Source organism: Blastococcus sp. URHD0036, from assembly GCF_000701365.1.
Lineage (GTDB): Bacteria > Actinomycetota > Actinomycetes > Mycobacteriales > Geodermatophilaceae > Trujillonella.
Genome location: NZ_KL370778.1, coordinates 263,561 through 289,232, shown reverse-complemented (window position 1 = coordinate 289,232; position 25,672 = coordinate 263,561). Strand labels below are relative to the sequence as shown.

Annotated in this window: 21 protein-coding genes; 16 read left to right on the top strand and 5 right to left on the bottom strand. The window is 73.7% G+C overall.

The window, feature by feature from the left end:
• Positions 1 to 22: 22 nt before the first annotated feature.
• Entirely contained in the window at positions 23 to 661 is a 639-nt protein-coding gene (locus N555_RS0125130) for a hypothetical protein (protein WP_029434246.1), read from the top strand.
• Between the two features lie 10 nt (positions 662 to 671).
• On the opposite strand, the gene N555_RS0125125 is transcribed toward N555_RS0125130, so the two are convergent.
• Complete coding sequence (locus N555_RS0125125) at positions 672 to 1,571, bottom strand: sensor domain-containing diguanylate cyclase (RefSeq protein ID WP_231503167.1); 900 nt, start codon at positions 1,569 to 1,571, stop codon at positions 672 to 674.
• 177 nt (positions 1,572 to 1,748) lie between these two features.
• Between N555_RS0125125 and N555_RS0125120 the strand changes: the two genes are divergently transcribed.
• On the top strand, positions 1,749 to 2,708 hold the full coding sequence (locus tag N555_RS0125120; RefSeq protein ID WP_231503166.1) for a hydroxymethylglutaryl-CoA lyase: 960 nt from the start codon (positions 1,749 to 1,751) through the stop codon (positions 2,706 to 2,708).
• A 13-nt stretch (positions 2,709 to 2,721) separates the two neighbouring features.
• The gene (locus tag N555_RS0125115; protein WP_034512432.1) at positions 2,722 to 3,252 is read left to right on the top strand and encodes a flavin reductase family protein; all 531 of its coding nucleotides are present in this window, start codon (positions 2,722 to 2,724) and stop codon (positions 3,250 to 3,252) included.
• A gap of 5 nt (positions 3,253 to 3,257) precedes the next feature.
• Here N555_RS0125115 and N555_RS26430 read toward each other — a convergent pair whose 3' ends face one another.
• Entirely contained in the window at positions 3,258 to 5,558 is a 2,301-nt protein-coding gene (locus N555_RS26430; RefSeq protein ID WP_231503165.1) for a SpoIIE family protein phosphatase, read from the bottom strand.
• Positions 5,559 to 5,664: 106 nt separating this feature from the next.
• Here N555_RS26430 and N555_RS0125105 point away from each other — a divergent pair, with 106 nt between their 5' ends.
• Positions 5,665 to 6,444, top strand: a complete 780-nt coding sequence (locus tag N555_RS0125105) for a hypothetical protein (protein ID WP_029434241.1) — start codon at positions 5,665 to 5,667, stop codon at positions 6,442 to 6,444.
• Here the strand turns inward: N555_RS0125105 and N555_RS0125100 are convergent.
• The 3 genes from N555_RS0125100 to N555_RS0125090 all read right to left on the bottom strand — a co-directional run bounded on the left by N555_RS0125100 (position 6,378) and on the right by N555_RS0125090 (position 8,296).
• The gene (locus tag N555_RS0125100; protein WP_231503164.1) at positions 6,378 to 6,878 is read right to left on the bottom strand and encodes a hypothetical protein; all 501 of its coding nucleotides are present in this window, start codon (positions 6,876 to 6,878) and stop codon (positions 6,378 to 6,380) included. The two genes, N555_RS0125105 and N555_RS0125100, sit on opposite strands and share 67 nt — an antisense overlap.
• Positions 6,871 to 7,236, bottom strand: a complete 366-nt coding sequence (locus N555_RS0125095; protein ID WP_029434239.1) for a hypothetical protein — start codon at positions 7,234 to 7,236, stop codon at positions 6,871 to 6,873. The genes N555_RS0125100 and N555_RS0125095 overlap by 8 nt, the downstream gene beginning before the upstream one ends.
• Positions 7,237 to 7,303: 67 nt before the next feature.
• Positions 7,304 to 8,296, bottom strand: coding sequence for an aldo/keto reductase (locus N555_RS0125090; RefSeq protein WP_029434238.1), 993 nt, complete (start codon positions 8,294 to 8,296; stop codon positions 7,304 to 7,306).
• Positions 8,297 to 8,517: 221 nt separating this feature from the next.
• Between N555_RS0125090 and N555_RS0125085 the strand changes: the two genes are divergently transcribed.
• The 12 genes from N555_RS0125085 to N555_RS0125030 form a co-directional block, all read left to right on the top strand.
• Complete coding sequence (locus N555_RS0125085; RefSeq protein ID WP_029434237.1) at positions 8,518 to 9,993, top strand: S8 family serine peptidase; 1,476 nt, start codon at positions 8,518 to 8,520, stop codon at positions 9,991 to 9,993.
• A gap of 129 nt (positions 9,994 to 10,122) precedes the next feature.
• Positions 10,123 to 11,904, top strand: a complete 1,782-nt coding sequence (locus N555_RS0125080; protein WP_029434236.1) for an N-acetylglutaminylglutamine amidotransferase — start codon at positions 10,123 to 10,125, stop codon at positions 11,902 to 11,904.
• Between the two features lie 11 nt (positions 11,905 to 11,915).
• Positions 11,916 to 13,670, top strand: a complete 1,755-nt coding sequence (ngg, locus tag N555_RS0125075; RefSeq protein ID WP_029434235.1) for an N-acetylglutaminylglutamine synthetase — start codon at positions 11,916 to 11,918, stop codon at positions 13,668 to 13,670.
• 100 nt (positions 13,671 to 13,770) lie between these two features.
• Positions 13,771 to 14,181, top strand: a complete 411-nt coding sequence (gene crcB, locus N555_RS0125070) for a fluoride efflux transporter CrcB (protein WP_051684449.1) — start codon at positions 13,771 to 13,773, stop codon at positions 14,179 to 14,181.
• Positions 14,178 to 14,537, top strand: a complete 360-nt coding sequence (locus tag N555_RS0125065) for a fluoride efflux transporter FluC (RefSeq protein ID WP_029434233.1) — start codon at positions 14,178 to 14,180, stop codon at positions 14,535 to 14,537. The genes crcB and N555_RS0125065 overlap by 4 nt, the downstream gene beginning before the upstream one ends.
• A gap of 31 nt (positions 14,538 to 14,568) precedes the next feature.
• Positions 14,569 to 15,984, top strand: a complete 1,416-nt coding sequence (locus N555_RS0125060) for an alpha,alpha-trehalose-phosphate synthase (UDP-forming) (RefSeq protein WP_029434232.1) — start codon at positions 14,569 to 14,571, stop codon at positions 15,982 to 15,984.
• Between the two features lie 60 nt (positions 15,985 to 16,044).
• Positions 16,045 to 16,788: a trehalose-phosphatase gene (gene otsB, locus N555_RS0125055; protein WP_029434231.1), complete on the top strand. Its 744-nt coding sequence runs from the start codon at positions 16,045 to 16,047 to the stop codon at positions 16,786 to 16,788.
• 231 nt (positions 16,789 to 17,019) lie between these two features.
• Positions 17,020 to 18,627 carry a methyl-accepting chemotaxis protein gene (locus N555_RS0125050; RefSeq protein ID WP_029434230.1) on the top strand — a complete coding sequence of 536 codons (1,608 nt, stop codon included), beginning with the start codon at positions 17,020 to 17,022 and terminating at the stop codon, positions 18,625 to 18,627.
• Between the two features lie 385 nt (positions 18,628 to 19,012).
• Positions 19,013 to 20,581 (top strand): methyl-accepting chemotaxis protein, encoded by a 1,569-nt coding sequence (locus tag N555_RS0125045; RefSeq protein ID WP_051684448.1) that lies wholly within the window; start codon positions 19,013 to 19,015, stop codon positions 20,579 to 20,581.
• Between the two features lie 296 nt (positions 20,582 to 20,877).
• Positions 20,878 to 22,497, top strand: coding sequence for a methyl-accepting chemotaxis protein (locus tag N555_RS0125040; RefSeq protein WP_029434228.1), 1,620 nt, complete (start codon positions 20,878 to 20,880; stop codon positions 22,495 to 22,497).
• A gap of 285 nt (positions 22,498 to 22,782) precedes the next feature.
• Entirely contained in the window at positions 22,783 to 24,420 is a 1,638-nt protein-coding gene (locus N555_RS0125035; RefSeq protein WP_029434227.1) for a methyl-accepting chemotaxis protein, read from the top strand.
• A 263-nt stretch (positions 24,421 to 24,683) separates the two neighbouring features.
• On the top strand, positions 24,684 to 25,672 hold a 989-nt coding region (locus N555_RS0125030; protein WP_029434226.1), incomplete at its 3' end, for a HAMP domain-containing methyl-accepting chemotaxis protein.

The following is a 25,672-nucleotide window of genomic DNA, read 5'->3' as shown; positions in this document are numbered from 1 at the left end:
CTGCGGCTGAGACGCTGTCCCCATGAGCGAGCACGGCGTCCCCCACCAGCCCGGCCCCGGCCAGCAGTACGGGCAGCAGCCCGGCTACGGCGCGCAGCCGGGCTCCGGCCAGCCGTACGGGTACGGCGCGCAGCCGGGGTACCCACAGTCGCCGGGCTACGGCCAGCCCCCGGCGAACGGGCAGGTGTCCGGGTACGGGCAGGTCCCCGGCTGGGGCACCACGCCGTGGGGCGCGCCGGCGCCGTGGCCGCAGGGCCCCGGCCGGCCCGGCGTCACGACCGCCGCCGGGGTGCTGGGCTACGTCACCGGCGGGCTGACGGTCGCCGGGTCGCTGCTGTTCCTCGTCGGCTCGCTCTCCACCGGCGGCGACGCCGCGACCTGGGTGCTCGCGCTCGGCCTGCCGTGCGCCGCCGGGATGATCTACGGCGCGGCGCAGGTGATGGCCCGCCGGTCACCGACGCCGCTGTTCGCCTCGTCCCTGGCCGCGGTCGGGGTCCTGCTGCTCGCCGCCGTCGTGGGTGCGGCCACCTATGACGACGACGACGACATCGTGGGCGTCGCCGTCGTCGCCCTGTTCGCCGGGGTTCTCCCGGTGATCACGGCTGTGTTCGCGCGGCTGCCCGCGACGCTGGGCTGGACCCGGAGCGGCCCGCCGGCCTGAGCCGGACCGCTCAGCGCGCCCGCTTCTTGTCGGCGTACATCGCGTCGTCGGCCGCGCGCACGACCGCCTCGCACGCGGTGTCGGGATCGGCACCGGGTTCGGCCGTGCCGATGCCGACGCTCATGCCGAGGGCGATCGGGGTCCCGTCGATGTCCAGCGGCTCCAGCACCACCGTGCGCAGCCGGCCGGCGAGCACCTCGGCGTCGGCCGGCTCGGTGTTCTCGCAGACGATGCTGAACTCGTCGCCACCGAGCCGGGCGGCGGTGTCGCTGGCCCGCAGCACCGACGTCAGCCGCTCGGCGAAGGTGACCAGCACGGCGTCGCCCATCGGGTGGCCGTAGCGGTCGTTGATGCCCTTGAAGCCGTCGAGGTCGACCACGAGCACGCAGGTGGGCGTCCCCTCCCGGTGCCCGCGCTCCAGCGCGTGGCGCAGCCGGTCGGCGAAGAGGGTCCGGTTCGGCAGCCCCGTGAGCGCGTCGTGCAGCGAGCGGTGGACGAGCTGGGCCTCGAGGGCCTTCCGGTCGGTGATGTCCTCGATCACGAGGACCAGGTGCGTGGGCAGACCCGGCTGCTCGGGCACCCGGGTGACGGTCACCTGCACGGGGACCCGGGTCCCGTCGCCGTGCAGCAGATGGCCCTCCACGCGGGACACCCGGCCCGGGACGGCGTGCACGGCGGTGCACGCGTCGCGGATCCCGGGCAGCTCGTCGGCGTCGGTCAGCTCGTACAGGGAGGACCCCGAGAGCTCCCGGGCCGGCCGGCCGAGCAGCCGCTCCAGCGCCGGGTTGACCTCGATCAGCACGCCGTCGACGCGGCTGATCGCCATGCCCACGGGTGCGTGGAGGAACGCGTCATGGCCGACCGGCGCACGTTCCTCGGTCATGGCCGCGGTGCCGTTCCGCTCGCCCACGTCCCACCTCCGGGGGTCATCCTGGACGCCCCCCGTGACAGTCCAAGTCGTATCGCACCCCCGGTAGTGCCCGGACCAGTTCCACGTGGAACGTGATCTCGCACTTGGCTGCGCGAGGATGGGTCCGGCAGGACGGGCGCCGGACGGCGTCGCGGACGGCGAGCAGAGGAGCGGCACGTGCACCCCGACCGGGACCCCTTCGACCTGGTGCTCCCCCCGGCGGTCGACATCCGCGAGGTGGGGATGCGGGACGGGCTGCAGCTGGAGGCCCCCCTCCCCCTCGCCGACAAGCTCGCGATGCTCGAGGCGCTGGTCGGCACCGGCGTACGGCGGATCGAGGCCACCTCCTTCGTCTCGCCCCGTGCGGTGCCCGCGCTGGCCGACGCCGACCAGGTGGCCGCCGAGCTCGGGCGCTGGACCGGGGTCGCCTTCTCCGCGCTGGTGGCGAACGCCCGCGGGGCGGTGCGGGCGGTCGACGCCGGCGTCCCCGACCTGGAGTACGTCGTGTCCGCCACGGACGGGCACAGCCGGGCAAACGCGGGGCGGACCACCGCCGAGGCGGTCGGCGCCGTCGGCGAGATCGCCGGCCTGGCGCACCGGGCCGGCGGCACCCTCGAGGTCGTCATCGCCACGGCCTGGGACTGCCCCTTCGACGGCCGCACCCCGATCGTCCGGACGGTCGACGTCGCCCGGGCCTCGGTGACCGCCGGCGCCGACCGGATCGTCCTCGGCGACACCATCGGGACCACCACGCCGATGCGGGTGGTCCGCGTGCTCGACGCCGTCCGCCGGGTCTGTCCGGGGACCCCGGTCGGCGTCCACTTCCACGACACCCGCGGCACCGGGCAGGCGAACGCGCTGGCCGCGATCCAGGCGGGGGTGACACAGCTGGACTCGTCGGTGGGCGGGCTGGGCGGCTGCCCCTTCGCTCCCGGCGCGAGCGGCAACATCGCCACCGAGGAACTCGTCTACATGCTGGAGGAGTCCGGGGTGCACACCGGCATCGACCTGGACGCCGTCCTCGCCGCCGCGCGGGTGACCGAGCGCGCCGTCGGGCACGAGCTGCCGAGCTCGCTGTACCGGGCCGGCGGGCGGTCCGTGCCCAGGCTCACGGAGCAGACCCCGGCCGGGGCGTGATGGACTCGGAGGCGTGAGTTCCGCCCCGCCCTCCCCCGACGGACCGGTCGAGGTCGTCGACCCCCGCGTGATGCGCGAGGTGATGGGCACCTTCGCCTCCGGCGTCACGGTGGTCACCGCGGCGACCGCCGACGGGCCGCTCGGCTTCACCTGCCAGTCCTTCAGCTCGCTGTCGCTGGACCCGCCGCTGGTGGTGCTCGCCCCCGCCCGGAGCTCCCGGACCTGGCCGCGGCTGCGCGACCTGGGCCGGTTCTGCGTGAACGTGCTGGCCGAGGACCAGGACGGGATCTCCGCGGCCTTCGCCGGCCCCGCGGCGGACCGGTTCGCAGGGGTGCAGTGGCACCTCAGCCGGCAGGGACAGCCGGTGCTCGACGGCGTCGTGGCGTGGATCGACTGCGCGCTGTGGGCCGAGTACGACGGCGGCGACCACACGCTGGTGGCCGGCCGGGTGCTCGACCTCGGCGCGGATCCGGGACGGCGTCCCCTGCTCTACCACCGCGGCGGGTACGGCCTGCTCGACGGCGGTCCGCGCCCGGCGGACTGAGCGGGTCAGCCCAGCCGGACGGCGATGACGGCGACGTCGTCGCGGCCGTCGAGGGTCCCGGCGACCGCGGCGTCGCACAGCGCCCGCGGGGACGCGTCGGCGGGCGTGGCGGCGATCCGCTCCACCAGCTCGGCGATCCCCAGGTCGAGGTCCAGGCCGGGCCGCTCGATCAGGCCGTCGGTGTAGGCCAGGAGCGTCGACCCCGCCGGGACGTCGAGGACGACGGCGGGCCGTTGGGCACCCGCGTCGACGCCGACCAGCAGGCCGCTGACCTGGTCCAGCACCCGCACCGCTCCGCCGGGCTCGCGGAGCAGCAGCGGCGGGTGCCCGGCGTCGGCCAGGTGCACCCGCCAGGGCTCCCCCGGCTCCGTGGGCGGCGTCGCGCGGGCGTAGGCCATCGTCGCCATCGAGGCGATCCGCAGCCCCTGCACCAGCCGGTCGACCCGGCCGAGCACGACACCCGGGTCGGGGTCGGGCGCGTCCCAGACGCAGGCGCGGATGAGCCCGCGCAGGTGGCCCATGGCCGCCGCGGCGGCGATGTCGTGGCCGACCACGTCCCCGATGACCAGGCCGACCGAGCCGTCGGGCAGCTGCAGCAGGTCGTAGAAGTCCCCGCCGACGTCGGCCGCGGTCGAGGCGCTGACGTAGTGCGCCGCCGCGGTGGTGCCGGGGATCTCCGGCAGCTCGGGGAGCAGCGACCGCTGGAGGGTGTCGGCCACGGCGTGCTCCTGCTGGTAGAGCCGCACGTTGTCCATGGCGAGGGCGGCCCGGCGGGAGAGGTCCTCGGCCAGGTCGACGTCCTTCTGCGTGAAGGTGCGCTCCTGCGACGACAGCACCAGCGCCATCGCGCCGCGGGTCCGGCGGCGGGCGACCATCGGCACGGTCAGGACGGAGTGCCCGCCGAGCGAGTCGAACGCCTCCCGTGCCGCGTCGACGGCGAAGGCGGCCTCGATCCGGTCGCGGTCGCGGTCGATGAGGGTGGGCCGGCTGCTGCGCATGCTCTGCAGGCTCGGCGACCCCGGCGGCAGGTGCAGGGCGTGAACGGTGCTGAAGGAGCGCAGCTGTTCCTCGCGGCCGTCGCGGTGCCGGTACGCGGTCTCGACCACCTCGCCGTGCTCGTCGACCAGGGTCAGGAACACCCAGTCGGCCAGCAGCGGGACGCAGAGGCCGGCCAGCCGGTCGAGCAGGTCGGACATGTCCAGCGTGGCGATCAGCGTGCTGGTCGCCTCGGCCATCAGCGCCAGCCGCTCGGTGGCCTGCTCGACCTGGAGCCGCGCGCCCTCCGCGTCGGACCGGGCCTGTTCCGCGGTGGCCCGGGCCAGCTCGGCCTCGTGCCGGGCCGTCTGCTCGGCGGCGAAGGCGCGCTCGCGCTCGTGCTCGACCCGCACCCGCTCGGTCACGTCGGTCTGCACCCCGACGAAGCTCACCAGCTCGCCCTCCCCGTCGAACACGGGGCTGATCGACAGCTGGTTCCAGAAGGCCGTGCCGTCCTTGCGGTAGTTGAGCAGGGTCGTGGTGAGGGTGCGCCGCTCGGCCAGCGCCGCGCGGATCTCGTCGACGGCGGCGGGGTCGGTGGCCGGTCCCTGGAGGAAGCGGCAGTTGCGCCCCACGGCCTCGTCGTAGGAGTAGCCGGTGATCCGGGTGAACGACGGGTTGACCCAGATCAGCGGGTCGTCGGGCCGGCGCGGGTCGCTGATCGTGAAGGTGATGTCGGTGGCGATCACCGCGCGGTCGCGGAGGGACTGCAGCGCGGTCTCCGGGTCGTCGGCCTCGGTCGGGGTGGCGACGTCGAGGAAGACCACGAGCGACAGCGGCGCGCCCTCGTCGTCCCCGTGCGACAGCGGGAAGCCGGTCACCCAGAGCAGCCGGTCCTGGCTGCCGTCGTCGGCCCGCGCCCGCTCCGCCTCGGTGCTGCGACCGGGCGCCAGCCGCACCGCCTCCCCGGTCACCGGCTGCCCCTGGGCGACGAGGGACAGCGGACCGGTGGTGGAGGCCAGCGGGGCCCCGCCCAGGTCGGTCAGGCCGGCCGCGGCGCCCCAGGCGTCGACCGGCACCGGGAGGTGGACGTTGCCGGCCAGCTCCACGGCGGCCGTGTTGGCGAACGTCACCTCGCCCGCCGAACGGTCGATGAGGAGGACCGCCACCGGGGCCTCGGCCAGGACCCCCGGCAGGGACGCGGTGGGGCGCCCCCCGCCCCCCCGGCCGGACATCACCGCGCTGGCGCTGGCCACCAGACCGGCCTGCGACCCGGCGCCTGACTGGGCCACGACCCGCGACATGGCGAGGTCGTCGTCGGCGCGCGGCACCGGTCGAGTCTACGAGGGGGAGCGGGCGGCTCTCCATCACGCCCGGGTTGAGCAGCACGTTCGGGGGACGACGTGTGGGCGGCCCGGTAGCGGGAACGAACGGGGCATGGGACTTCTCGACCGGCTCTTCGGACGGGGACGGCGTCAGCGGTACGACGACCGCTACACGGACCGCTACGACCGCGGCTACGACAGCGGGTACGGCGGGGGCGGCCCGGCGGCGGGCGGCCGGCTGAGCGACCAGCAGGCGCTCGAGCGGTATCGATACCTGCTCCGCACGGCGCCGCCGGACCAGATCGAGGAGGCGCACGCCGAGGCCTTCGCCCAGCTCACCGCAGAGCAGCGCCAGCAGGTGCTGGTCCAGCTGGCGGCGGCGGTGCCCAAGGGGGAGCGGCCCCGGTCGGACGACGCGCGGTCCCTCGCGCGGGCGGCCACGCGGGCCGAGGTGCGCCAGCCGGGCACCCTGGAACGGGTCTTCGGTCCGGGACCCGGCGGGTACGGCGGCGGCTACGGGCCGGGCTACGGCGGCCAGGGATACGGGGGCCAGGGCTACGGCGGCGGCTACGGCGGTGGCTTCGGCGGCGGCGGGTTCGGCATGGGGGGCTTCGGCGCCAGCATGCTCGGGACCATCGGCGGTCTCGTGGTCGGCAGCGCGGTCGCCGACGCCCTGTTCGACACCGGCCTCGGGGACGGCGGCCTGTTCGGCGGTGGGGACGAGGAGGCCTACGCCGAGGGCTACCAGGACGGCGCCGGCAGCGACGGGGGCGACTACGCGGCCGACGGCGGGGACTACGGGGGCGGCGGCGACTTCGGTGGCGGCTACGACGGCGGCGGGGACTTCGGGGGAGGCGACTTCGGCGGGGACTTCGGCGGCGGGGACTTCTGACCCTCCGCCCGTCCGGCCCGCCCCTGGGCGCGCAGGTACAGCAGGCCGAGCACGGGCAGCACCAGCGGCACGTAGCCGTAGCCCTGCCCGAAGCCCGACCACACCGTCTCGTCGGGGAAGGCGTCCGGGTCGGCCAGCGAGAGCACCCCGACCACGAGCACGCCGGTCAGCTCGACCGTGCAGGCGACGAACGCCGTCCGCCGTCCGCTCCGCCCGCCGCGGGCCAGGCCGATGGTGGCGAGCACGTAGACGACCGCCGCGAGGGCCGAGAGCAGGTAGGCCATCGGTGCCTCGGAGAAGCGGGTGGCCAGCTGCACCGCGGCGCGGGCCCCGGCGGCCAGCGCGAAGACCGCGTACACGGCGACGAGCACCCGCCCGAGACCCTCGGCCGGGCGCGGGGCGTCGGCGGCGGGGACCTCCGTCGGCTCAGCCACTCCCGGCCTCCCAGAGCTGCAGCAGCCGCCAGATCATGACCGAGACCGTGGCGGCGGGGACGGCGAGCACGGTGCCCGCCCAGCGGGTGGTCTCCGTGCGCGAGAAGAGGACCCCGGCGACCGGGAGCAGCAGCGCGCCGGCCAGGTAGCCGAGGAAGGTCGCCGTCTCCGGCAGTTCCCACCCCCCGGCCAGCCGCACCGCTGCGAGGACCGCCTGCACGAGGAGCAGCGCCTCCAGGAGGCCGGCGAGCACCAGGTGCAGCAGGCCGATCCGGCGGCGTGCCACGGTCGAGGCGATGCCGGCCAGCGCCAGCGCCGCGGCGACGACGGTGACGGCGACGACCAGCGCGGTCGTCACCGGCCCGCCTCCCTGCACACGGCGCCATCCTCCCGCTCACCGGGAACGGCCCCGCCGCAGGGGCTCCTCAGCGGTGGATGCTGGACATGTCCGGGTAGCGGTCCCCCATGGTCGCCCCGCGCGGCGCGGCCTCGTCCAGCCGGCGCAGGTCGTCGTCGGTCAGCTCGACGTCGGCCGCCGCTGCGTTCTCCTCCAGGTAGGAGACCCGCTTCGTGCCGGGGATGGGCACGACCGTCGGGTTCCCGTCCCGGCCGCTCTGCCCGATCACCCAGGCCAGAGCCAGCTGGGAGGCGGTGACGCCCTTCTCCTCGGCGATCTCCCGCACCCGGTCGACCAGCTCGAGGTTGCGGGCGAAGTTCTCCCCCTGGAAGCGCGGGTTGTGCCGGCGGAAGTCGTCCGGCGCCAGGTCGTCGACGCTACGGATCTGGCCGGAGAGGAAGCCCCGGCCGATCGGCGAGTAGGCCACGAACCCGATGCCCAGCTCGGCGCAGGTCGACAGCACGCCGTCCTCCTCCGGGTCGCGGGTCCACAGCGAGTACTCGGTCTGCACCGCCGTGACCGGCTGCACCGCGTGCGCGCGCCGGATGGTCTCCGGGGCGGCCTCCGAGATCCCGGTGAACCGCACCTTCCCGGCGTCCACGAGCTCGCGCAGGGCGCCCCAGGTCTCCTCGACGGGGACCGTGGTGTCGACCCGGTGCTGGTAGTAGAGGTCGATGACGTCGACGCCCAGCCGCTGCAGCGAGGCGTCGCAGGCCCGGTGTACGTACTCCGGCCGGCCGTTGATGCCGATCCGCGAGCCGTCCTCCCCGCGCTCGTTGCCGAACTTCGTGGCCAGCACGACCTCGTCGCGGCGGCCGGCGATCGCCCGCCCGACCAGCCGCTCGTTGGTGAAGGGCCCGTACATGTCGGCGGTGTCGAGGAACGTCACGCCCAGGTCGAGGGCGCGGGTGATGGTCCGCTCGGCCTCCGCTTGGTCCGCCGTCCCGTAGAACTCGCTCATCCCCATGCAGCCCAGCCCCATGGCCGGCACACGGAGGGCTCCCAGTTCGCGCTTCTGCATGCCCCGATCCTGCCCCCGGGCACCGCAGCGCAACCCGGTCCGGACGGTGGTCCGGGATCAGGTGACCTGATCGTGGCGCGTCCTCCCCGCGGTCGGCCGTGAGGGAGGACGCGCTGCGGTGAGGGAGGACGGCGGGGCGGACGCCGGGCGTGACCCCCGGCACGCCCGCTCGTTCGGACAGGGCGCACCCGTTCCGCTCGCCCCACCGTCGAGGAGAGCCCATGACCCGGTCCGCCCGCCGTCTCGGAGGGGTGGGGAGCCTGGCCGCGCTGGTCGCCGGCGTCCTCGTCACCGCCTCCCCCGCCCAGGCCGCGCCCGCCGGCGCACTCGCGCCCGTCCAGGAGTTCCTGGCCGACCAGCTCGAGGGCCTGGCCACCGCGGCGCCGGCCACGGTCCTGGTCCACGGCACCGACGCCGCGGCCGCCCGGGCGGCCGTCGCCGGGACCGGCATGCGGCCGGTCACCGAGTTCGAGCGGATCGGCGTCGTGGTCGCCCGCGGTACCGCCGCGCAGGTCGAGGCCGCCCGCGCCGAGCCCGGCATCACCTACCTCGAGGGCAACGCCCCCGTAGCCTTCCTCGACGAGACCTCGAACACCGCCACCCGCGGCGCCGAGGCGGCCGCGACCCTCACCGGCGCCGACGGGCAGCCGCTGGACGGCCGGGGCGTCTCCGTGGCCGTCATCGACTCCGGTGTCGACCCGACCCACCCTTTCCTCCGTGACGCCGACGGCGGCAGCGCCGTGGTGGCGAGCCTGAAGAGCGTCTGCCTGCTCGAGACGTCGACGAGCCCCGACTGCGTCGTCCCGGTGCCGACCGTGGTCGACACCGACACGCTGTCGCTGGGCGGGCACGGCACGCACGTCAACGGGATCGTGGCCGGCCGGCCGACGACCCTGTCGGACGGCACCCGGCTGCAGGGCGCCGCCCCGGGGGCCGGCCTCGTGTCCATCTCCACCGGCGCGGCCCTGCTCATCGTCGGTGCGGACTCCGCGCTCAACTGGGTGCTGGAGAACCACGAGCACCCGTGCGGTGCCGGCGTCCCCGCCGATGTCTGCCCGCCGATCCGGGTCACCAACAACTCCTACGGCCCGACCGGCGGCGGCGCGTTCGACCCGGACTCGGCGACGGTCAAGCTGCAGCGGGCGCTGGCCGCCGACGGCGTGGTCACCGTGTGGGCGGCGGGCAACGACGGCGGCGACGGCTCGGCTTCGCTCACCAACCCGCCCGGCCAGGACCCGACCGGCGGGATCATCTCGGTGGCCTCGTACTCGGACCAGGAGACCGGAACCCGGGACGGCGTGGTCAGCGAGTTCTCCTCGCGCGGCGCGGCGGCCGACCCCTCGACCTGGCCCGACCTCTCCGCGCCCGGCGACACGATCACGTCGTCCTGCCGGCTGTACCTGCCGATCTGCGCCACCGGGCTCGACCCGCGCAACGGCCCCGGGCTGCTGGACGTCGGCACCTTCAACACCATCAGCGGGACGTCGATGGCCGCACCGCACGTCGCCGGCATCGTCGCCCAGCTCTTCCAGGCCGATCCGACCGCGACCCCGGCCGAGATCGAGGCGGCGCTGACCGGCACGGCGCACCGGTTCGCCGACGGCGCGGCGTACACGACCGTGGGCGGGCGGACGACGTCCTACGACAAGGGGGCCGGCCTGGTCGACGTCGTGGCCGCGGTGGCCGCCCTCCGCTGAGCCGACCCGGACCCACCGAGGGAGCCGTTCCGGTGGGTCCGGGTCGTTCCACGTGGAACCCGTGACGCCGCTCACGACGCGCTGGGCTCGCGTCGCGGGACCTCTCCCCCGCGGGTTGAATCGACTGCCATGTGCGGGCTCTCCGGCGAGATCAGATTCGACGGCACCCTCGCCGACACCACCGCGGTCGGCCGGATGGTGGACCAGCTGGTGCCCCGCGGTCCCGACGGCCAGGGCATGTGGAGCGCCGGCCGGGTGGCCTTCGGGCACCGCCGGCTGTCGGTCATCGACCTGTCGGCGGCCGGCGGCCAGCCGATGGTCGACAACGAGCTCGGCCTGACCGCGGTATTCAACGGCTGCATCTACGACTACCAGCAGCTGCGCGCCGAGCTCGAGGGCCACGGCTACCGCTTCTTCTCCACCTCCGACACCGAGGTGATCCTCAAGGGCTACCACCACTGGGGCGCCGACGTCGTCGACCACCTGCACGGCATGTTCGTGTTCGCGATCCACGAGCGGGACACCGGCCGGGTGGTGCTCGCCCGCGACCGGCTGGGCATCAAGCCGCTGTACCTGGCCGAGACGCCGGGCCGGCTGCGCTTCGCCTCGACGCTCCCCGCGCTGCTGGAGGCGGGCGACGTCGACACCTCCATCGACCCGGTGGCCCTCCACCACTACCTGACGTGGCACGCCGTCGTCCCGGCGCCGCGGACCCTGCTCAACGGCGTCCGCAAGCTCCCCCCGGCGACCGTGCGCGTCATCGATGCCGACGGGACCAGCCGGGAGCACCGCTACTGGCAGCCGGTCTACGAGCGGCGCGCCGAGCACGCGAACTGGTCGCCCCGCGACTGGGAGGACGCGATCGAGGAGGCGCTGCGGGTCGCCGTCCGCCGCCGGCTCGTCGCCGACATCCCGGTCGGCGTGCTGCTCTCCGGCGGCCTGGACTCCAGCCTGATCGTGGGCCTGCTCGCCCAGGAGGGTCAGCAGGACCTCGCGACGTACAGCATCGGGTTCGAGTCGGTCGGCGGCCGGGAGGGCGACGAGTTCGCCTACTCCGACGTCATCGCCGAGCGCTTCTCGACGAACCACCACCGCATCCGGGTCGGCTCCGACGAGCTCGCCGGCGCCCTCGGCCACGCGATCGGCGCCATGGCCGAGCCGATGGTCAGCCACGACGTCGTCGCCTTCGACCTGCTGTCGGAGCGGGTCAGCGAGTCCATCCGCGTCGTGCAGTCCGGCCAGGGCGCCGACGAGGTGTTCGCCGGCTACCACTGGTACCCGCCGCTGGCCGGCGTCCCCCGCGGCGAGGCGGTGGACCGCTACGCCACTGCCTTCTTCGACCGCACGCACGCCGACCTGCTCCGGGTCGTCTCCGACCGCTACGGGCTCGACGAGGACGTCAGCCGGGCGTTCGTCGCCGCGCACATGGAGGCGCCGGGCGCCGAGACGGCGGTCGACGCCGCGCTGCGCCTGGACAGCGAGGTGATGCTCGTCGACGACCCGGTCAAGCGGGTGGACAACATGAGCATGGCGTGGGGCCTGGAGGCCCGCGTCCCGTTCCTCGACCACGACCTCGTCGAGCTGGCGGCGGCCTGCCCGCCGGAGCTGAAGCTGGCCGACGGCGGCAAGGGTGTGCTCAAGGCCATCGGCCGGCGGATCATCCCGGCGGAGGTCATCGACCGGCCGAAGGGCTACTTCCCGGTACCGGCGATCACCCACCTCGAGGGCAAGGTGCTCGACCTGGTCCGCGACGCGCTCTCCAGCGACGCCGCCCGTGAGCGCGCGCTGTTCCGCCCCGAGTACGTCTCCGGCCTGCTGGCCGACCCGAACGGCGAGCTCACGCCGTTGCGCGGCAACAAGCTCTGGCAGCTGGGGCTGCTGGAGCTGTGGCTGCAGGACCACGGGGTCTGAGGCGGGCCGCCGTGTCCGCCCGGGTCGCCGGATCGCGGCGTCGTACCGTCCCGTCCACCCCTGCCCTGACCAGCCGCTCCTGGCACGAGCCGTCGGCGCACGAGCTCGAGGGCATGGCGCATGACGTCGTCCTCGACCTGGGCTGGGGCCGGCTGGTCTTCGGCCAGACGTTCCGCGAGCTCGACGGGGTCGTGCACGCCCTGCGTGACGAGATCACCGGGCGCCGGGACATCTGCGTGTATCCGCGTGACCCGCAGGTGCTCGTCGGCATGGCGCCCGACGAGCTGTTCATCGACCCGTCCCTGACCTACCGGCTGGACCTGCACCGCTACCGGTCGCGGCCCGACGTCATCCGCGGGGTGTTCGTCCGGACGGTGACCTCCGAGGCCGAGATGGCGGTCATCAACGACCTCTACGCCCGCAACGGCATGGTGGGCGCCGACCCGGCGGTCATGTGGGCCAACCACCGCACCCGGACCTTCAGCTACCTCGTCGCCGAGGACACCCGCACCCGCCGGATCGTCGGCACCGTCACCGGCGTCGACCACGCGCTCGCCTTCGGCGACCCGGAGGGCGGCACCAGCCTGTGGTGCCTGGTCGCCGACAAGCAGGACGCCCCGCCCGGGACCGGCGAGGCTCTGGTGCGGGTGCTGGCCGAGCGGTACGTGGGCCGCGGCCGGGCCTACCTGGACCTGTCGGTGATGCACGACAACACACCCGCGATCACGCTCTACCGGAAGCTCGGCTTCACCCGGGTCCCGGCGGTCTGCGTCAAGCGGAAGAACCCGATCAACACCCCACTGTTCGCCTCCCGCCCGCCGGGCCTGGAGAACCTCAACCCCTACGCGACGATCATCGCCGAGGAGGCGCTGCGCCGCGGCATCCGCGTCGAGGTCACCGACGCCGAGTGGGGCGAGATGCGGCTGACCCTCGGCGGCCGGACGGTGCTCACCCGCGAGTCGCTGTCGGAGTTCACCAGCGCCGTGGCCATGAGCCGGTGCGACGACAAGCGGGTCACCCGCCGGATCATGCGGCGGGCCGGCGTCCGGGTCGCCCAGGGCGCGCTGGCCCGGGAGGACGACCTGGCCGAGGCGCGTGCCCTGATGACCGACGTCGGTGCGGTCGTGGTGAAGCCGGCGCGGGGCGAGCAGGGCCGCGGCATCACCGTCGGGGTCGCCGACGAGGAGCAGCTGACCCGGGCCGTGCGGCTGGCGCTGCAGTTCTGCCCGGACGTGCTGGTCGAGGAGCTGGTCTCCGGCGAGGACCTGCGCGTCGTCGTCATCGACGGGACGGTCGTCGCGGCCGCCGTCCGGCGTCCCGCCGAGGTCATCGGCGACGGCCGGCACCCGGTGGCCGACCTCGTGCGCAGCACCAGCCGGCGGCGCGAGCGGGCGACCGGCGGCGAGTCCAGCATCCCGCTGGACGACACCACGGCCGAGGTCGTCGCCGAGGCCGGCTACGCCATGGACGACGTCCCGCCGCACGGTGAGCGGGTGCAGGTCCGGCGCACGGCGAACCTGCACACCGGCGGCACCATCGAGGACGTCACCGACCGGCTGCACCCGACGATCGCCGAGGCCGCGGTGCGCGCCGCCGACGCCCTGGGCATCCCGGTCACCGGCATCGACTTCCTCGTGCCCGCCGTCGACGGCCCCGAGTACGTGTTCATCGAGGCCAACGAGCGCCCCGGACTGGCCAACCACGAGCCCCAGCCCACCGCCGAGCGCTTCGTCGACCTGCTCTTCCCCGAGACCCGCCGCCGCTGAGGCCACCCGCCTGACGCCCGGCACCGGCCAGGCATAGGAAGCTCTCCCCACGTCCTCACGGCCGGGACGTGGGTGTTGCTTCCTATGCCTGGGAGGGCGCGTGCCATACCTGCTGGCCGCCGTGGGCGGGGCGCTCGGCGCGCTCGCCCGGTGGGGGGTCGCCGCCGCCCTGCCCACCTCCCCCGGGAGCTGGCCGACGGCGACGCTGCTGGTCAACCTCACCGGCTGCCTGCTGCTCGGTGTGCTCCTCGGTGCCGTCTTCGCCCGGTTCCCCGCGCATCCGTGGCTGCGGCCGCTTCTGGGCACCGGGGTGCTCGGCGGATACACGACCTACTCCACCTTCGCCGTGGACGTCGTACGGCTGGTGGACGACGGAGCGGCGGGCCTGGCCGTGGGATACGCGGTCGCCTCCGTGGCCGGGGGGATCCTCGCCGCGGCCGCCGGCGTGTCGCTGGGGCGGGGCAGCACGACCACCGAGGCCATCGTCTCCGTCGAGGAGGAGGTCGCGTGACCGCGCTGCTGATCGTGCTCGGTGCGGCGGCCGGCGCCCCGCTGCGGCTGGTCGCCGAACGCGTCGCCACGCGCCGGCGGGGTCGGGGCAGCGTGCTCGGCACCCTCGTGGTCAACGTGGCCGGCGCCCTGGTCCTCGGCCTTCTGCTCGGCGCGAACTCCGCGCCCGGGTGGCTGGTCGCGCTCGTGGGCACCGGGTTCTGCGGCACCCTGACGACGTTCTCGGCCTTCGGCGCCGACGTCGTCCGGCTGGTCGAGGCGCGCGCCGTGGGGCGGGCCCTGGCCTACCTGGCCGCCACGCTGGTGCTCGGACTGGGGGCGGCCGCGGCCGGCTACGTGCTGGCCGCCGATTTCTGACCGGGCCCGGGTCGGTAGGGTCGCGGGCGGTATGGCCGACAACCCGGAGAACCAGACGCGGGCGGAGAGCCCGGTGGTCGTCGTGGCCAACCGGCTCCCGGTGGACCAGGTGACCGACCCCGACGGCAGCACCCGCTGGCAGCGCAGCCCCGGGGGTCTCGTGACCGCCCTCGAGCCCTTCGTGGCCGGCCGCGGCGGCGCGTGGGTGGGCTGGTCCGGCTCGGCGGGGCCGGCCCCGGAGCCGTTCGAGTCCGGCGGCATGTCGCTGATCCCGGTGGAGCTCAGCGAAGACGAGATCGACCGCTACTACGAGGGCATGTCGAACGCCTCGCTGTGGCCGCTGTACCACGACGTGGTCGAGAAGCCCGAGTACCACCGGACCTGGTGGGACTCCTACGTGCAGGTCAACAAGCGGTTCGCCGACCGGGCGGCCGAGGTGGCCGGCGAGGGCGCGATCGTCTGGGTGCACGACTACCAGCTGCAACTGGTGCCGGCGATGCTCCGCCAGCGCCGGCCGGACCTCACCATCGGGTTCTTCCTGCACATCCCGTTCCCGCCCTACGAGCTCTTCACCCAGCTCCCGTGGCGCTCGGCGATCGTGGAGGGGCTGCTCGGCGCCGACCTCGTCGGCTTCCAGCTGCCCAGCGCGGCCAGCAACTTCGTCCAGCTCGCCCGTCGCCTGCACGACCTGCCCACCAGACGCGGGGAGATCGAGTACGACGGGCGGACCGTCGCGGCGCGGGCCTTCCCGATCTCGATCGACGTCGAGTCGTTCGACGAGCTGGCCCGGTCGCCCGAGGTGCTCAGCCGGGCGACGGAGCTCCGGAAGGAGCTCGGCGACCCCGACAAGATCATCCTCGGGGTGGACCGGCTCGACTACACCAAGGGCATCGGCATCCGGTTCGCCGCCTTCCAGGAGCTGCTGGAGGACGGCGTCGTCGAGGCCCCGTCGACCGTCTTCGTGCAGGTCGCCACGCCCAGCCGCGAGCGGGTCGAGCACTACGTGCACATGCGCGAGACCATCGAGCAGCAGGTCGGCCACATCAACGGCATCTTCGGCACGCTCGGCGGGCCGGCGGTGCACTACATCAACCAGTCGGTGCCCCGCGAGGAGCTCGCGGCGCTCTACCGCGCCGCCGACGTGATGCTCGTGACGCCCTACCGCGACGGCATGAACCTCGTGGCCAAGGAGTACGTCGCCGCTCGTGGGGACCTGGGCGGGGCGCTGGTGCTGTCGGAGTTCGCCGGTGCCGCCGCGGAGCTCAAGCAGGCGTTCCTGGTCAACCCGCACGACATCACCGGCGTCAAGAACCAGATCGTCCGGGCGCTGCGGGTGGAGCCCGGGGAGGGCGCCAAGCGCATGCGCGCCATGCGCCGCTACCTGTTCCGGAACGACCTCGAGCACTGGGCTGGATCCTTCTTCGAGGCCCTCAAGGAACACGCCTGACATGCCGACCTCGCCCACCGTCGTGCGCGCGCGCCGCGCTGACGCCCTCAAGGAGCACGCGTGACGGAACCCGGCGCCGCGCTCCCCCGGCTGGCCGCCCGCAGGCCGCTCCTCGTCGCCAGTGACTACGACGGCGTCCTGGCTCCTCTGCACGACGACCCCTCCGCCGCCGTCCCCCAGCCCGGCGCGGCCGAGGTGCTCGCCCGGCTCGCCGCCCGAGACGGCGTCACCGTCGCGCTGGTCAGCGGCCGCGGCGTCGCCGACCTGCAGCAGACCAGCGGGCTGAGCGGCCCGTACCGGTTCGTCGGCAGTCACGGGGCCGAGTTCGACGGGCCGCTGAGCGGTGAGCTGGCCGGCCGGCGCGACACCCTCGCCGAGCTGCTCGCACCCGTCGTCGCGGGGACGCCGGGTGCCCGCCTGGAGGTCAAGCCGGCCAGCGTGGCGGTGCACGTGCGTCAGGTGACCGACCGGGCCGCGGCCGCCGCGCTGCTGGAGCGCGCCCGCGAGCTGGTGGACCCGGCGCTCACCCTGAAGCCGGGCAAGGACGTCCTCGAGGTCGCCGTCACCGACGCCGACAAGGGCAGCGCCGTCCAGCGGCTGCGCCGGGAGCTCGGCGCCGAGGCGGTCGTCTACCTGGGGGACGACGTGACCGACGAGGACGCCTTCGGTGTCCTGGGCCCGGACGACCTCGGGGTGAAGGTGGGACCCGGCGAGACGCGGGCGACGGCACGGGTCGCGGACCCGGCCGAGACGGTCGCACTCCTGGTGGCGCTCGACGAGGCACTGGCCGCCGCCTCCGGCTGAGTCGACCGCCCGGGCGATCCGGGGGATGACCTGCGTCGATGGTGGCGCTGGCCCCGCGGGCCGCGTGCGGGGACCCGGACCGGCGGATCGACAGGTCGACACCGCCGGGAACCGCGACCCGGCGTAAACACCACGATTTCGTCACTGACGGGCGCGGGAACGTCGGCGGTTGCTGGAGCGACCCCACGCTGGCGCCGCACACCTCGTCGTCCCTGTCTCCATGGAGTTCCCGTGACCACCACCGCACTCGCCCCGCCGGCCACGCGCTCGGCCGGCTGGTTCGCCGACCGCCCCCTGGCGGTGAAGTTCGGCGTGCTCGTCGGGGTCGTCGTCCTGGCCTTCGCCGGGTTGCTCTCCGTCGTGATCGCCGGGAACGGCACCGTCCGCGACGCCACCGCCCGGCTGCAGGACCTCGCCGACGCCGAGACCCTCGTCCTCCAGCTCGACACCCGGGCCAGCGAGCTCAAGGTCGACGGCTTCAAGGCGCTCGTCCGCGACGTCCCCGCCGAGCAGCTGCCCGAGCTGGCCGACGACATCGCCACCCCCGAGGGCATCCTCGCCGAGCTCGCCGCCATCGAGCTCGAGGGCTCGGCCGCCGAGTCCGTGGCCGCCCTGCAGGCCGGCTTCGGCGACTACACCGCCGCCATCGAGGCGTTCGTGAACGGCGCCGTGGCCGACCAGGTCGGCAGCCGGGTGCGGTGGGAGGACATCCAGACGGCCAACGACCTCACCGACAGTGCCGTGGGTGCCGCCAAGGACGAGCTGTCCGCCGCCCGCAGCGCCGCGGAGGTGACCTTGACGGACGCCATCGCACGGGCGGAGACCCTCAGCATCACGGTCGCCCTCGGCGCGGTCGTCGTCGTCCTCGCGCTCAGCTGGCTGATCATCCGGTCGATCACCCGCCCGGTGCAGCGGGTCAAGGCCGCCCTCGACGCGCTGGCCACCGGTGACCTGACCGTGTCCGCCGGCGTCACCTCCCGGGACGAGATCGGCCAGATGGCCGGCGCGCTCGACGTGGCCCAGGCCAACCTGCGCGAGGTGATGGCCGGTGTCGCGGCCTCGGCCACCGCGGTCGCCGCGTCGTCGGAGGAGCTGTCGGCGTCCTCGGCGCAGATCTCGGCCTCGGCCGAGGAGACCTCGGTGCAGTCCAACGTGGTCTCGACGGCGGCCGAGGAGGTGTCGCGCAGCGTCGCGACGGTGGCCGCGGGGGCCGAGCAGATGGGTGCCTCGATCCGGGAGATCTCGCAGAACGCCGCGGAGGCCTCCGAGGTCGCGATGCGCGCCGTCAGTGCGGCCGAGACGACGACGGCCACGGTGAACAAGCTGGGCGAGTCGTCGATCGAGATCGGCAACGTGGTGAAGGTGATCACGAGCATCGCGGAGCAGACGAACCTGCTGGCGCTGAACGCCACGATCGAGGCCGCTCGCGCCGGTGAGGCGGGCAAGGGCTTCGCGGTCGTCGCGAACGAGGTGAAGGAGCTGGCGCAGGAGACGGCGAAGGCGACCGAGGACATCGCGCGCCGGGTGCAGGCGATCCAGGGCGACACGACGGCGGCGGTGGCCGCGATCGAGGAGATCAGCTCGATCGTCGCCCAGATCTCCGACCGGCAGACCACGATCGCCAGCGCAGTCGAGGAGCAGACCGCCACGACCAGTGAGATGTCGCGCTCCGTGGCAGAGGCCGCCGGCGGCTCGGGGCAGATCGCCGAGAACATCGGCAGCGTGTCCACGGCCGCGGAGACGACCACCCAGGCGCTGTCCCAGACGCGGGTCGCCGTGGACGAGCTGTCCCGGATGGCCGTCGACCTGCGAGGGACGGTGGACCGCTTCACCTACTGAGGCAGGCGCACCGCCTGACGACGAGCACCGCCGGAGCGCGGGACCGGGAACACCGGTCCCGCGCTCCCGTCGTCTGGAGCACTCCCCCGGCCGGCGCGAAACAGTCACCGCCATTCCCCTGACGTCATGTCGACATCGCAGAGAATGGTCATCAAAAACGGTTCCGAGAAGTGTCGACTCCGTTGTGAAACCGTTGTGAACAGGAAGCTGCGACACGCCTCGAATGCCATTCGGTACGGCGGTCCTGCCCCTAACTTCTGACCTGTCGCCGGCTCCCTCCGGCACTTCTCGGCCCGGGCAGGAAACGGGTCGGCCCCTCACCCCCAGTGCGATCGGAAGTGTTGTCGTGGCAAAGAACGGTGGTGGTCGACGTGTCCTCGCGGACATGTCGGTCTCGCGCAAGATCCTCGCGTCGGTCTCCGTGGCCGTCCTCACCGGCGTCACCGTCGGTGCGGTCGGCGTCGTCTCCCTGAACGACGCCGCGGACAGCGCGGCGAAGAGCTACGAGCAGAGCACCCGCGGCCTCCTCGAGGTCGAGGAGATGCGGGCCCAGTTCCTCGAGCTCCAGCTGAACCAGGCGATGTCCTACATCCAGCAGACGAGTGGCTCGGCCGACGCCGCGAAGTACTCCGAGGCCTCCGCCGCCGCCGGTGTCGCCGTCGCCGATGCCGCCGAGCGGTACGGCGTCACTGCTCCCAACGCCGAGCAGCGCGAGCTCGCCGCCAGCCTGCAGGAGACCTACACGGCGTGGGCCGACCTCAACGCCCAGGTGACCGCGGCCGCCGCCGTCGACCCCGCCTCGGCCGGCGCCCTGTACGCCCAGTCGCAGCAGCTGCTCCCCCAGATCGGTGAGGGCATCGACGCCCTCCTGAAGTCGGAGACCACCGAGGCCGCCGCGCTCGCCGACTCCGTCGCCGACACCGCGAGCTCCGCACGCACCGCCCTCATCGCCGTCGTCGTCGTCGGCGCCCTCCTGGCCTTCGGCCTGGGCTGGACGGTCGCCCGCGGCATCCGCCGCACCCTGCAGGCCGTGCAGCACGTCGCCGAGGGCATCGCCGCCGGTGACCTGACCCGCAGCACCGGGATCGTCCAGAAGGACGAGCTCGGCCGCACCGCCGCCGCGCTGGACGCCGCCCAGGTCGAGCTGCGCACCGTCATGGCCTCCGTCGTCGCCTCCGCCGACGCCGTGGCCGCCTCGTCCGAGGAGCTCTCGGCCTCGTCGTCGCAGATCTCGGCCTCGGCCAACGAGACCTCGGCCCAGTCCGGCGTCGTCGCCAGCGCCGCCGAGGAGGTCAGCCGCAACGTGCAGACCGTCGCCGCGGGCGCCGAGCAGATGGGTGCCTCCATCCGCGAGATCGCCACCAACGCCGCCGAGGCCTCCGAGGTCGCCGCTCGCGCCGTGACCGCCGCCGAGACCACGACCGCGACGGTCGCCAAGCTCGGCGAGTCGTCGGCCGAGATCGGCAACGTCGTCAAGGTCATCACCTCGATCGCGGAGCAGACCAACCTGCTCGCGCTGAACGCGACCATCGAGGCCGCCCGCGCCGGCGAGGCCGGCAAGGGCTTCGCGGTGGTCGCCAACGAGGTCAAGGAGCTCGCGCAGGAGACCGCCAAGGCGACCGAGGACATCGCCCGCCGGGTGCAGGCCATCCAGGGCGACACCACCGCTGCCGTCGCCGCGATCGGCGAGATCTCGCAGATCGTCGCCCAGATCTCCGACCGGCAGACCACCATCGCCTCGGCGGTGGAGGAGCAGACCGCGACCACCAACGAGATGTCGCGCTCGGTCCAGGAGGCCGCGCAGGGCTCGGGCCAGATCGCCGACAACATCACCGGCGTCTCGACGGCGGCCGACTCCACCACCCAGGCGCTCGCGCAGACCCGCACCGCGGTCGACGAGCTGTCCCAGATGGCGTCGGGCCTCCGCGCGGCCGTGGGCCGGTTCAGCTACTGACCCGCCACCCCGTCCGGCCCGCGCGAGGGGGCCACTGATCGCACCGTGCAGGGGCACGGAGGAGCGCCCGGTCATCCGACCGGGCGCTCCTTCGCTTTCTCCGGTGATCGGTCGTCGTGTCCATTCTGCGCACATGTCGACATGGCGATCAGAATGGTCGACCCGTTTCATCCGATTCGATTCCGACACGCTTGCAGATATATGACCAGAGATGTTTCGGATCAGTCATCCTGGGAACAGAGCGCGGCCCTCCGGCGCGACTTCCTTCCCCATTTCTGAGATTCCGGGAGAACGCGATGACCGACCCGACGACGACCCCCGTGCCGCGGGCGACCCGCCTGTGGGGCGACCGCAGCGTCAAGACGAAGGTGCTCGCCACGGTCGGGCTCTCCGCCGTCGTCACCGGCGCGGTCGGCTTCATGGGCCTGCAGGCGCTGAGCGCCTCGGCCGACGCCGCGGAGAACCTGTACGAGAGCAACCTCCGGGGCGTCGCCGCCATCGGGGACATGTACGCACTGGTCACCGACATGCGGGTGAACATCCGGGACACGATCCTGGGCGCCGAGCCGGCCGCGAACATGGCCGCGGTCGCCACCCTGGCCACGGACTTCCAGGATTCCGCGGAGACCTACCGCGCCACGACGATGGGCGACGCCGGCAAGGCCGCGGCGCTCGACCAGATCCTCACCGACGCAGACGCGTACGTCAGCTTCCAGCAGGACGTGCTCGTGCCGCTGGCCCAGGCGCAGGACTTCACGAACTGGATGGCGCAGAACGCGGACCAGGGCTCGTCGCTGGGCAAGGCCGTCCAGGCGGGCATCCGGGAACTGCGGGATGCCGAGTCGGCGGAGGCCGAGCAGGCGGCCGCCTCCATCCGGTCGGACTACGAGTCGCAGCGCATTCTCGCCCTCGTGCTGATGGCGGTGGGCATCGTCCTCGCCGGCGGCCTCGGCTTCTGGATCGCCCGGGGCATCGCGCGCCAGGCGGCGGGGGTCGGCGACGTGACGGCGGCGCTGTCGCGGGGCGACCTGACCATCCGGAGCGGCCTGGACACGAGCGACGAACTCGGCCGGATGGGGCAGGCGCTCGATGCCGCGGTGGTGGAGCTGCGCACCGTGATGGCGACCGTGGTCGGTGCCGCGGACGCGGTGGCGGCGTCGTCGGAGGAGCTGTCGGCGTCCTCGGCGCAGATCTCCGCGTCGGCGGAGGAGACCTCGGCGCAGTCCGGGGTGGTCAGCTCGGCGGCCGAGGAGGTCAGCCGGAGCGTGCAGACCGTGGCTGCGGGTGCGGAGCAGATGGGTGCCTCGATCCGGGAGATCGCGTCGAATGCCGCCGAGGCCAGCGAGGTCGCCTCGCGGGCGGTGACCGCGGCGGAGACCACGACCGCGACGGTGGCGAAGCTGGGCGAGTCCTCGGCGGAGATCGGCAACGTGGTGAAGGTGATCACGAGCATCGCGGAGCAGACGAACCTGCTGGCGCTGAACGCGACCATCGAGGCGGCTCGTGCCGGTGAGGCGGGCAAGGGCTTCGCGGTGGTCGCCAACGAGGTGAAGGAGCTGGCGCAGGAGACCGCCAAGGCGACCGAGGACATCGCGCGTCGGGTGCACGCGATCCAGGGCGACACCGACGCCGCCGTGGCCGCGATCGGCGAGATCAGCTCGATCGTCGCCCAGATCTCCGACCGGCAGACCACGATCGCCAGCGCGGTCGAGGAGCAGACCGCCACGACCAGCGAGATGGCCCGGTCGGTGCAGGAAGCAGCCGGCGGCACCGGGGAGATCGCGCAGAACATCACCGGCGTCTCGTCGGCGGCGGACTCCACCACGCAGGCGCTGACCCAGACCCGCACCGCGGTGGACGAGCTGTCCCGCATGGCCGCGGACCTGCGGACGACGGTGGGCCGCTTCAGCTACTGAGTGCCGGCCTGAGGGGGCCGTCCCGCACCAGGGGCGCGCGGCGACCGCCGTGCGCCCCTGCTGCATTCCCGTGCCATTCGGCTGTCGAGTCGCCGTCGCACAGAAATGGTCATGTCGACACCGGGAAAACGGTCACCGGGGTCATTTCCCGGGAGCTCCCGACACGCCCTGTTAACGGCCCGTAAACGTCCGATTCGGCCCTATCTTCGCCTCACGCCGCGCGCCGGACCCCTGGGACGACGCGACGCCGACACCTCGATCCCGTCCAGTTCCAGGAGCAGCACCATGAGCACCCCGACCTCCCCCGCCGCGTCCGGCGCGAGCCGGCCCTCCGCCAGGTGGTGGGCCGACCGCGGCGTCAGCACGAAGATCCTCACCGCCGTGGGCGCCGCGGGCGTCGTCGCCACCACGGTGGGCGTGACCGGCATCCTCGCCCTCGGGTCCTCGGCCGACGCGACCCAGCAGATGTACGACGAGAACGTGCAGGGCGTCTCCGCGCTCGACGCGATGGCGGTCACCATCGGGCAGACCCGCAAGCAGCTGCGCGACGTCTTCGTGACGCCGGACCCGGCCGTGGCCCAGCAGCAGCTGGCCGGCATGGACGACCTGGCGGTGACCTTCCACGACCAGCTGGACACCTACCTGGCCGTCGGGCAGACCGCCGCCCAGCAGGAGACGCTCGCCCAGATCAGCGACACCTTCGACCAGTACATCCAGGTCGCGGAGACGCAGGTCGCACCGCTCGGCCTCGCCAACGACCAGGTGGGCTTCTACACGGCGATGACCACGCAGTCCGCGCCCCTCGCCCAGCAGGTCGAGGACGCGCTGGGTGAGCTGGGGGACGGTGAGCGCGCGGCGGCCGAGCAGGCGGCGGCCGACGCGCAGGACCAGTACGAGACCCAGCGGACGACGGCGCTCGCGCTCCTGATCGGCGGCATCGCCGTGGCGCTGGCGGTCGGCTGGGCCGTCGCGCGCGGGATCGCCCGCTCGGCCCGCCAGGTCAAGGAGCTCGCGACGCAGCTGTCGCAGGGTGACCTGACCGGCGCGAGTGGCCTGGCCAGCAAGGACGAGCTGGGCCAGATGGGCCAGGCGCTGGACGCCGCGGTGGTGGAGCTGCGCGGTGTGATGGCGACCGTGGTCGGTGCCGCGGACGCGGTGGCGGCGTCGTCGGAGGAGCTGAGCGCCTCGTCGGCGCAGATCTCCGCGTCGGCGGAGGAGACCAGCGCGCAGTCCGGCGTGGTCAGCTCGGCGGCCGAGGAGGTCAGCCGGAGCGTGCAGACCGTGGCCGCGGGTGCGGAGCAGATGGGTGCCTCGATCCGGGAGATCGCGTCGAACGCGGCCGAGGCGTCGGATGTGGCGTCGCGTGCGGTGTCGGCGGCGGAGACCACCACCGCCACCGTGGCGAAGCTGGGCGAGTCCTCGGCCGAGATCGGCAACGTCGTCAAGGTCATCACCTCCATCGCGGAGCAGACCAACCTGCTCGCGCTCAACGCGACGATCGAGGCCGCCCGCGCCGGCGAGGCCGGCAAGGGCTTCGCGGTGGTCGCCAACGAGGTCAAGGAGCTGGCGCAGGAGACCGCCAAGGCCACGGAGGACATCGCGCGCCGCGTGGAGGCCATCCAGGGCGACACCACCGCTGCCGTCGCCGCGATCGGGGAGATCTCCTCGATCGTCGCCCAGATCGCCGACCGGCAGACGACCATCGCCTCGGCTGTGGAGGAGCAGACCGCCACGACGAACGAGATGGCCCGCTCGGTGCAGGAGGCGGCCGGCGGCACGGGGGAGATCGCGCAGAACATCACCGGGGTCTCGACCGCAGCCGAGTCCACCACGCAGGCGCTGACCCAGACCCGCACCGCGGTCGACGAGCTGTCCCGCATGGCCGCCGACCTGCGGACGACGGTGAGCCGCTTCAGCTACTGACGCAGGACGCGCCGGGGGGCGCGAGGGAAGAGAGCGCGGGACCGGGTCACCGGTTCCGCGCTCTCGCCGTTCCCGGGGCTGCTCACCGCTCCAGAAATGGTGTCATGTCGACACCTCAGGAATGGTCATCGACCTTTGTCGGCGACACGCCCGCCATTGCCGTACTGAGCCGTCCGAAATGTCGGAAGGTCATCCCGTACCCGGCAGGAACGCACCACATGCGGGCCGCAGTCCGCCATTTCTTCGCGCGCACAGGAGTGAGCATGTCCGTCCGTCTGACCTCGTCCGGCCCCCGCCGACGGGGTGGCTGGTTCGCCGACCGCCCCATCGGGATGAAGATCGGCCTGGTCGTCGGCCTGCTCGCCGTCGTCGTCATCGCCACGAACCTCCTCGCGGTCTCGCGCATCGGTGAGATGCGCGACGGGCAGGAGCGCATCTACAGCGAGAACCTGCAGCCGCTCAACGCCCTGTCGGCCGTGCAGCGCGCCACCGCAGCCCACCGTGCCCGTGTCCTGGAGTACGCGGTCTCCGACCCCGCGCGCCGGGTCGAGCTGCTCGGCGAGATGGGCGAGAAGCAGGCCGACGTCGACGCGGCCCTCGCGGAGTACGAGCCCTTCGTCGTCGACCAGGCGGCCATCGACAAGTACGAGACCGCCCGGCAGCAGTTCCTGAGCACGACCACCACCCAGCTCTTCCCGGCTGCTGACACGGGTGACCTGGCGCTGTACGCGCAGGTCTACCGGGACGTCTCCAGCCCGCTGCTGACCGACATCGCCGACGGGCTGGAGGAGGAGGGCCTCGCCCAGTCCGCCCAGGCCGTCGCCCGCAACACCGCCAGCGAGGACGAGGCGAACAGCGCCGTCACCCTGCTGCTGGTCACGTCCCTGACCGCCGTCGTCCTCGCGGTCGGCCTGACCGTCGTCGTCGTCCGTCGCATGGTCCGGAACCTGCAGACCGTGCAGCGCTCGGCCGAGGCCCTCGCGGCCGGTGACCTGACCGTGTCGGCCTCCGTCGACGGGGACGACGAGGTCGGCCGCATGGCCGCGGCGCTCGACGCCGCCCAGCAGAACCTGCGCAGCGTGATGTCCTCGGTCGTGGGTGCTGCAGACGCGGTGGCGGCGTCGTCGGAGGAGCTGTCGGCGTCGTCGGCGCAGATCTCGGCCTCGGCCAACGAGACCTCGGCGCAGTCGGGTGTCGTGGCCGGCGCAGCGGAGGAGGTCAGCCGGAGCGTGCAGACCGTCGCCGCGGGCGC

Coding starts and splice junctions, on each gene's coding strand:
- N555_RS0125080 (WP_029434236.1), top strand. CDS start 10,123: ATGTGCGGGCTCTCCGGCGAGATCAGATTCGACGGCACCCTCGCCGAC.
- N555_RS0125090 (WP_029434238.1), bottom strand. CDS start 8,296: ATGCAGAAGCGCGAACTGGGAGCCCTCCGTGTGCCGGCCATGGGGCTG.
- N555_RS0125035 (WP_029434227.1), top strand. CDS start 22,783: ATGAGCACCCCGACCTCCCCCGCCGCGTCCGGCGCGAGCCGGCCCTCC.
- N555_RS0125045 (WP_051684448.1), top strand. CDS start 19,013: ATGTCGGTCTCGCGCAAGATCCTCGCGTCGGTCTCCGTGGCCGTCCTC.
- N555_RS0125130 (WP_029434246.1), top strand. CDS start 23: ATGAGCGAGCACGGCGTCCCCCACCAGCCCGGCCCCGGCCAGCAGTAC.
- N555_RS0125040 (WP_029434228.1), top strand. CDS start 20,878: ATGACCGACCCGACGACGACCCCCGTGCCGCGGGCGACCCGCCTGTGG.
- N555_RS0125105 (WP_029434241.1), top strand. CDS start 5,665: ATGGGACTTCTCGACCGGCTCTTCGGACGGGGACGGCGTCAGCGGTAC.
- N555_RS0125060 (WP_029434232.1), top strand. CDS start 14,569: ATGGCCGACAACCCGGAGAACCAGACGCGGGCGGAGAGCCCGGTGGTC.
- N555_RS0125085 (WP_029434237.1), top strand. CDS start 8,518: ATGACCCGGTCCGCCCGCCGTCTCGGAGGGGTGGGGAGCCTGGCCGCG.